Annotated in this window: 7 protein-coding genes; 1 reads left to right on the forward strand and 6 read right to left on the reverse strand. The window is 58.7% G+C overall.

The annotated features are described in order from the left end of the window. Positions 1 to 65: 65 nt before the first annotated feature. Positions 66 to 1,502, forward strand: a complete 1,437-nt coding sequence (locus tag BV106_RS04565) for an FAD-dependent oxidoreductase (RefSeq protein ID WP_038161150.1) — start codon at positions 66 to 68, stop codon at positions 1,500 to 1,502. Positions 1,503 to 1,545: 43 nt separating this feature from the next. Here the strand turns inward: BV106_RS04565 and BV106_RS04570 are convergent, their stop codons facing one another. The 6 genes from BV106_RS04570 to BV106_RS04595 form a co-directional block, all read right to left on the reverse strand. Continuing rightward, positions 1,546 to 1,938: a hypothetical protein gene (locus BV106_RS04570; RefSeq protein ID WP_265595334.1), complete on the reverse strand. Its 393-nt coding sequence runs from the start codon at positions 1,936 to 1,938 to the stop codon at positions 1,546 to 1,548. Between the two features lie 3 nt (positions 1,939 to 1,941). Then, entirely contained in the window at positions 1,942 to 2,565 is a 624-nt protein-coding gene (locus BV106_RS04575) for a hypothetical protein (protein WP_038161155.1), read from the reverse strand. A 2-nt stretch (positions 2,566 to 2,567) separates the two neighbouring features. After that, positions 2,568 to 3,074, reverse strand: coding sequence for a ribonuclease HI (gene rnhA / locus BV106_RS04580; protein WP_038161159.1), 507 nt, complete (start codon positions 3,072 to 3,074; stop codon positions 2,568 to 2,570). 154 nt (positions 3,075 to 3,228) lie between these two features. Beyond that, positions 3,229 to 3,948: a hypothetical protein gene (locus BV106_RS04585; RefSeq protein WP_038161169.1), complete on the reverse strand. Its 720-nt coding sequence runs from the start codon at positions 3,946 to 3,948 to the stop codon at positions 3,229 to 3,231. 181 nt (positions 3,949 to 4,129) lie between these two features. After that, the gene (locus BV106_RS04590) at positions 4,130 to 4,879 is read right to left on the reverse strand and encodes a hypothetical protein (protein WP_265595335.1); all 750 of its coding nucleotides are present in this window, start codon (positions 4,877 to 4,879) and stop codon (positions 4,130 to 4,132) included. 1 nt (position 4,880) lies between these two features. Next, positions 4,881 to 6,448, reverse strand: a 1,568-nt coding sequence (locus tag BV106_RS04595; RefSeq protein WP_265595336.1) for a hypothetical protein, incomplete at its 5' end; no start/stop codon positions are given.

Consider the following 6,448-nt stretch of genomic DNA (forward strand, 5'->3'; position numbering starts at 1 on the left):
CCACCCAACACGATCAATGCTCCTCACCTGGGGAGTCATTGGCCCATCAATCCCCGCTACCACCGATGTCTGCCGAAAACTCCTCCCGCCGACTTTTCCTCCGCACCGCATTGGCGGGCGGCGGGCTCGCCCCATTTGCTCTCGGTGCCTCAGCGCAAGCGCAGGAAGCGGTGGCGGCCAAACTAGGGTCATTCGCGGTGCCCGCGTGCGAGGTGCCCCTGGTGGAAGATGCGGATGTGATTGTGTGCGGAGCAGGACCTGCGGGAGTGACGGCGGCGATCACCGCCGCTCGCGCCGGAGCACGGGTGCGATTGTTCGAATGGCGCGGCTGCCTGGGTGGCGTGTGGACCGCAGGATTGCTCGGGTACTTCCTCGACTTCGACAAACCGGGTTTTGCGAAGGAACTGCGGGACAGCCTGGACAAGCGAGATGCGCGCGCGAACACCAAGAGTGCGAGCGCCTTTTGCTACGATCCCGAGGCGCTGAAGCTGCTTCTCGAAGAATTGTGTGTGGAAGCCGGGGTGAAGTTTCAATACCACACCAAGGTCTCTGCGGCATTCAAGGATGGGCGACGCCTCACCACGGTCGTGACGGAGTCCAAGTCAGGCCGGCAGGCCTGGCGCGCGCCGGTCTTCATCGATGCCACCGGCGACGGCGATCTGGGCGCACTGGCAGGATGCACGTTTGAAATCGGCGAGGCGGCCGACTGCCCCTGCCAGCCTCTGTCGCTCAATGCTCTGCTGATCGTGAAGGACGTCGAAGCCCTGCGGAAGTTTGTCCGCTTTGGAGTGCCACTGGCGGGTGAAAACAGCAAGGGCGACAAGAAGAAACAGATCAAAGACGCGATCGTGAAGACAGGGCACTTCCCCTCCTACGCGAACCCCACCATGTTCCACGTGCGGGATAATTTGCTTTTCGCCATGTTGAACCACGAATATGGCGTCAAACCCTGGGACGCGGCGGAGCTCACCGCGGCGACGGTGCGGGCGCGCGCCGAGATGAACAAAATGGTGGCGGGACTGCGCGGCCTCGGTGGCCCCTGGGAGGGCTTGCAACTGGTGGCGACGGCGGAGCAGATCGGCGTGCGCGATGGACGACGGCTGGCGGGGCGCTTCACCGTCACCAAGGAGGATGTGATAAAAGGTTCGAGGTATGATGATGCGGTGGTGCGGGCGACCTTTGGCGTGGATGTGCACGCCACCTCAGCCGATCACAACAAAGATGGCTCAGGCCATCGCGCGAACATGAACATCAAAGTCGAGCCTTATGACATCCCCCTTCGGGCGATGATCGCGCGTGACGTGGACGGCCTGATGATGGCCGGGCGCTGCATCAGCGGCGACTTCATCTCGCACTCCAGTTATCGCGTGACGGGCAACTCGGTCGCCATGGGGGAAGGAGCTGGCGTGATCGCGGCACTCGCCGCGCAATCGAAACGACTGCCTCATGAAGTGCCGTGGAGCGAAGGGTCCGCGAAGCTTGCGGAGATCCGGAAAGCGTGACGAACGCCCTCGCACCCCGCGGGACTGATCAACATCGCACCCGTTACCGCGTCCAGAATTCTGTGATGCGGGCGGACTTCCTTTGGATGACCAGGCCCGCGCACCATGTCTCGTAGTCGCGCGGCTCGAAATTCGGACACTGCGCCACGTCGCTCCTTTTGAAGGCGTGGTAGGCCACTTCCTTTGAGCCTTCGAAATGGTAGTAGCAGTCGGGATCCTCGCCATAGATCCACCAATCCCCGGATCCGTTGTTCATCTCTGTCGGTCTGAATCGCAAGAGGTTCGATTCTTCGGGGATGATGTAAACCTTTTCAGAGGCCAGTCCCGCTGCATTGGTCAGCACAGGAGTGGCCAACGACAACCACGCAAGCACTGCCGCGCCTCCGACGGTGATTGTTCCAGCCCAGAGCAAAGTTCGAATGCGCGGCGTTTTCATCTTCTAACCTTTTGTGCCCGAAGCAGACGTTTGCGGCTCCTTGGAGGGATGCCCGAGAAGCATGACCTTGCTCAAGCGCTCCTTGATCCACGGAGCCTCTGGCATGGATGCGATCTGATTCGCGACCGCTTCCATCAAGCTCGCGGAGTTCGAGGAAGATTGGAGGATCCTCCATGCCTCGCTCGCGCAATCGTCTCCTTCTTGAAGCTTGTGCAGCTCGATCGGCAGCCGGCTCAAGAGCTTGTCATGATCCACGAGTGCCTGCTCGTAAGCAGCCCTGATTTGGGGGTCCGCTATCGACTGGGGATCTGCACCTGAGAAGATTGGCTTCCCACCGAGCTTGGTCCCGTCAAAATCCGGCCAGAGCCCAATCATTCGATCTGTCGGGACACTCATGTCACGAGTGCGGTAAATGGACGCCACCTGTTCCAACGCTTGTTTGATACTGTGAAGCTTGTTCGCTTCCGGGCCATCTTGCAGCGAGCTCATCTCATCCGACGGATGCCGGACATGAAGCAGTTCCAGGCCAATGATGAGCGCCCACAACAACAGGATGCCGAGATGCCAGAGGGTCCGGCCCGCGGACCGGATGTCGCGAAGCTTCATCGGGAATCTCGTCGTGCTCATGGTCACGGCCCGGTGTCTTTAAAAGCCACGAGCGCGGCAGCGAGTTGCTGACGGGTGTGTTGCTTCTTGACCTCCTCCATGGCCTCCCCACAGAGTTGGTCGCAACGTTCGTTGTCATCGTGCCCGGCATGCCCCTTGACCCAGTGCCAGCTCACTTGGTGCCGCTGTGCCGCGGCATCGAGCGTGCTCCAGAGATCCTCATTCTTCACGCGCTGCTTGCTGGCTGTCTTCCAGCCGTTCTTCTTCCATCCCGCCAGCCATTTCGTGATGCCGTTGCGAACGTACTGGGAGTCCGTGTGCATCTCCACGGCGCAGGGTTTTTTCAGGTGGGAGAGCGCCTCAATGGCCGCGCGCAGCTCTATGCGATTGTTCGTCGTGGCTGGCTCGCCTCCGCTGATCTCCTTGCGCCGTCCACGCGACTCCAGAACCGCCGCCCATCCTCCCACGCCGGGATTGCCGAGGCAGCCGCCGTCGGTATGAATGATGACTTGGGGGAGGACCGATTCCATCGTGATCCATAGTCAGGCAGGAGTCGAAAGACAAGGTTCAACCTCCGCAAGTCATGTTCAGGATTTCGGCCGCACAGGTGCCCTGCCGAAACAGCGGCGCTCAAAAGGAGCCAACCTCTTGTCAGTATTCTTGGATACACGGCCGCCGGACAATCTACTTCTTCATCATCCAAAGCATCAACCCGACCCCCAGCAACGCGCCAAGTGTGCCAATGACCCACGGCAGGTACAACGAATTGCTGTGACCCGGAGCTGTCACTTGTGATTCCGGCACTTCCTGATGGGCTGTAGCAGACGTGATAGCCTCATCAGGGGTTGCGCTGCTTGATTGCGACGCCTCGGAGCCAATCCTCAAAGTGCCCCCATAGGGCCAAAAAGGTTTGCCATCCACATGCAATTCCCCGTCCGGCATGACCATGGCCGTGACGGACTCCGTGAACGAAGGAGGGCGGAAGACAATCTCGCGAGGCGAGATGAGCCGCACTATCCCGTCTCCTGAATTCAAGGTTGTCGCAAGTGCCTGGGAGTGGACTCGCTGCTGGCTCTCCAGCCTCCCATCCTTCGCCCCCTGCAAGAGGATGAACGCCCCAATTTCGGTGGCCACCAGAGCGGTGACTTTCCCCTCTGACTCCAGCGCATCGAGAAGACTGAGCCATTCCGAAGGCTTCCCCGTCTCCTTGGTGACCTCTTTGAAGTAGAACTCTATTGGCTGTTGGCCGGATTTTCGAAGCTGCAACCTGTACGTGGTTTTCGCATCCGTCTGATCATACTGCAGCACCAGTTGGGAAGCAGGAGTCAGCTTCTTCTCGACAATATCTTTGGCCACACACTCAGCACAGGCGAAGAACAAAGCTGTAAAAATCGCCAACTTCATATCTTAACAAGGATCCTTAGTGAGCGTGGTCTCACTCGTATGTTGGAGGATTTGCCTGCCCCTATGTGGCACCGCCCGACGCGGTCAGAGGCACATAAGATTAATGCGAAACCAGTCCGCACCTCCTCGCAGCGACACCCGGAAGCCTCATCGGGTCAGACCTCACCCCATCGCAGAGACTCTACCTCTTCACCAGCCAAAGCAACACCCCCAGGCCCAGCAAGGCGACTACTGCCCCGATCCCCCACCGCGTGTACGACAGGCCATTCGCCTCGGGAGCTGTCGCTTGCGATTGCACCCCCTTCTGACCAGCCGCGGTGGGAGCCTTGCCCTGTGCCGCAGCACCTGTGGCAGCTCCATCAGGTGTGGCCGCGCTTGATTGCGACACCCCACCGCCAACCGTCAACGTGCCACCACTTTGCACCATCGGTTTGCCATCCACCAGCAGCTCTCCTTTGGGAGTGATGGTGGCCGTCACCGGAGCCGGATGGGATATGGAGGTAATCACCACCTCAGTGGGAGACTTGAGCTTGATGCTGCCTCCACCAAGGTTCTCAGCAGCTTCAAGGGCACTGGAAAGGAATGAGACTTCACTTTCCACCTGACCGTTCTCCCCACCCTGGAGCAGCACAAAGCTCGCAATATAGGTCTGAACCAGCACGGTCACCCTGCCATTGACATCGATCCCATCGACCATCTTCACCCATTCCTGAAGCTTCCCGGGAACCTTCTCCGTCCCCACTTCCTTTCTCCAGAACTCAGCAGGAGCACTCCCCTCCCGGCGAAGCTGCAGGCTGTAGGTGATCTTCTGGTCGGCTTCTTCCGATTGCAGGACCATGCTGGCAGAATTACCCATCGGCAATTCCTTGATATCTTTAGCACGACTGGACGCAGGCAGGAGCAGGAGCAGGAGCAAAATGGCAGTTCTCATGTTAGTAGCTTACTGGGGGTTCCCCTACTTCTTTTGTGTTTTTTGGATCCGCTTTCCACACCCAGACAAGACCTGGCCCAGTCGGTGAAAGCTTGACCAATGCACCAAACGCATCCAGCGAAGCGTCTTCCCAAGCTTGCACACTTGGATAGGGATTTGCCGGACCGTAGGAAGGATCGTAGTACTTCCCATTGTATTTGACAATAGCATGATCGGTGAAAACGGCTTGAGGATTGCCATTCCCCTGCCCTGCCACACCGTTCCCATCCGTCGGAGTGAAGGGGTTCGCATTTAGAGTCCAGTCCTTGACCATGAACATTGCGTCCCAATAGTACTGCGTTCCGTTCGGGAAGATGTTGTAGGCGACCAAATCTGTATTGAGTTTGTTCTGATCTGGCGGGGGCGGAGTGACCATGCAGACATCCGAGTCGATCCCTTGAGCTCGCAAGAGATTGATGAAGAGCGTGGCCCAGGCACCGCATTTCCCATCACCTGTGCTTAGCAAGTCAAAAGGGTTGGCGGTGACGGTGGCCGGATTTCCCCAATACTTCATCACCGTCCCTGATTTCTCACCCGTACCGGGTTTCACCGTTTGGACATCCCTGTCAGTGAAGTCCGCATAGATGGCATCCACCACGGCCTGCGCATCCGCCCCCTTGCCTTGGGCATTGCGGCAACTGATGTTGAAAAAGCCTTCTCTCTTCTCCGCCGCCGCCGTCTTGATCGGGTCTGCCATCACGATGTAGACCGTGTGCTTGGTGCTGCCGATCGCGCTCCAGTCGCCGTTGCCAACCTTGACCTCCCAGTCAATCTTGAATGCGGAACCCGCGTCCGCACTGTGGAATTGGATGGAGTTCGTCAGGTTGTTTTGCGCCGTGGTAAGCGACAGGTTGAGCGTGCCCCCGCTGCCGGGCGTCACGGTAGTTTCAGGTATCTGCAGGCCCTGGGCTGACGTGGCCTTCACCATGACGGTGTGGCCAGACGGCAGGTCTTTGATCTGCAACTCCGCCCCCACCTGCGGCTTGGTATTGCGGGTGTACGCCACGGGATAGTTCTTGTCCCCTCCTGCAGCACTTATACCCGTAGCGGCGACACCATCCGCATTACCATCCACCCATTGAGGCGCGCTGTAGGTGGTCGTGCCGTTGTCAGACTTCAGCTCGTGATACTTGGTCCCGCCAAAGCTCACCTTCTTAACATCCGCAGGTAGCAGATACGCCTTCTTGTTCTTGAAGTCAGCGTTGTCTGAGAACGACGTCAGCAACCGGTCAGGATCCACCTTCACCACCCGCGGGTTGGGCAGCGTACTGCCACCCTCTGATGTCAACACATCGACATACAGGGTCCCGTCATAGTCCGGCCCCTCTTTGAGGGTCGTGCTCTTGTGGTTCAAGGTTATTTCATAAGAGATCTTGCGGTTCAGCGTCAGGGTGTCCTTGGAGAGGTAACCCGGCTTCGATCCATCCAGGGTCTTCCCACCCTTGAAGGTGACCGAGTAGGACTCCGACTGGCTGCCGCTGTCATCGCCCCAGGTCACTTTCACCTTGTATTCGTCACTTGGCTTGGGAT

Origin of the sequence: Verrucomicrobium sp. BvORR106, assembly GCF_000739655.1 — a bacterium.
Taxonomy (GTDB): Bacteria; Verrucomicrobiota; Verrucomicrobiia; order Verrucomicrobiales; family Verrucomicrobiaceae; genus Verrucomicrobium.

What these genes read in the sequence shown, in the direction of transcription:
- BV106_RS04565 (WP_038161150.1), top strand. Translation starts at nt 66, where the DNA reads ATGTCTGCCGAAAACTCCTCCCGCCGACTTTTCCTCCGCACCGCATTG.
- BV106_RS04570 (WP_265595334.1), bottom strand. Translation starts at nt 1,938, where the DNA reads ATGAAAACGCCGCGCATTCGAACTTTGCTCTGGGCTGGAACAATCACC.
- BV106_RS04575 (WP_038161155.1), bottom strand. Translation starts at nt 2,565, where the DNA reads ATGAGCACGACGAGATTCCCGATGAAGCTTCGCGACATCCGGTCCGCG.
- rnhA (WP_038161159.1), bottom strand. Translation starts at nt 3,074, where the DNA reads ATGGAATCGGTCCTCCCCCAAGTCATCATTCATACCGACGGCGGCTGC.
- BV106_RS04585 (WP_038161169.1), bottom strand. Translation starts at nt 3,948, where the DNA reads ATGAAGTTGGCGATTTTTACAGCTTTGTTCTTCGCCTGTGCTGAGTGT.
- BV106_RS04590 (WP_265595335.1), bottom strand. Translation starts at nt 4,879, where the DNA reads ATGAGAACTGCCATTTTGCTCCTGCTCCTGCTCCTGCCTGCGTCCAGT.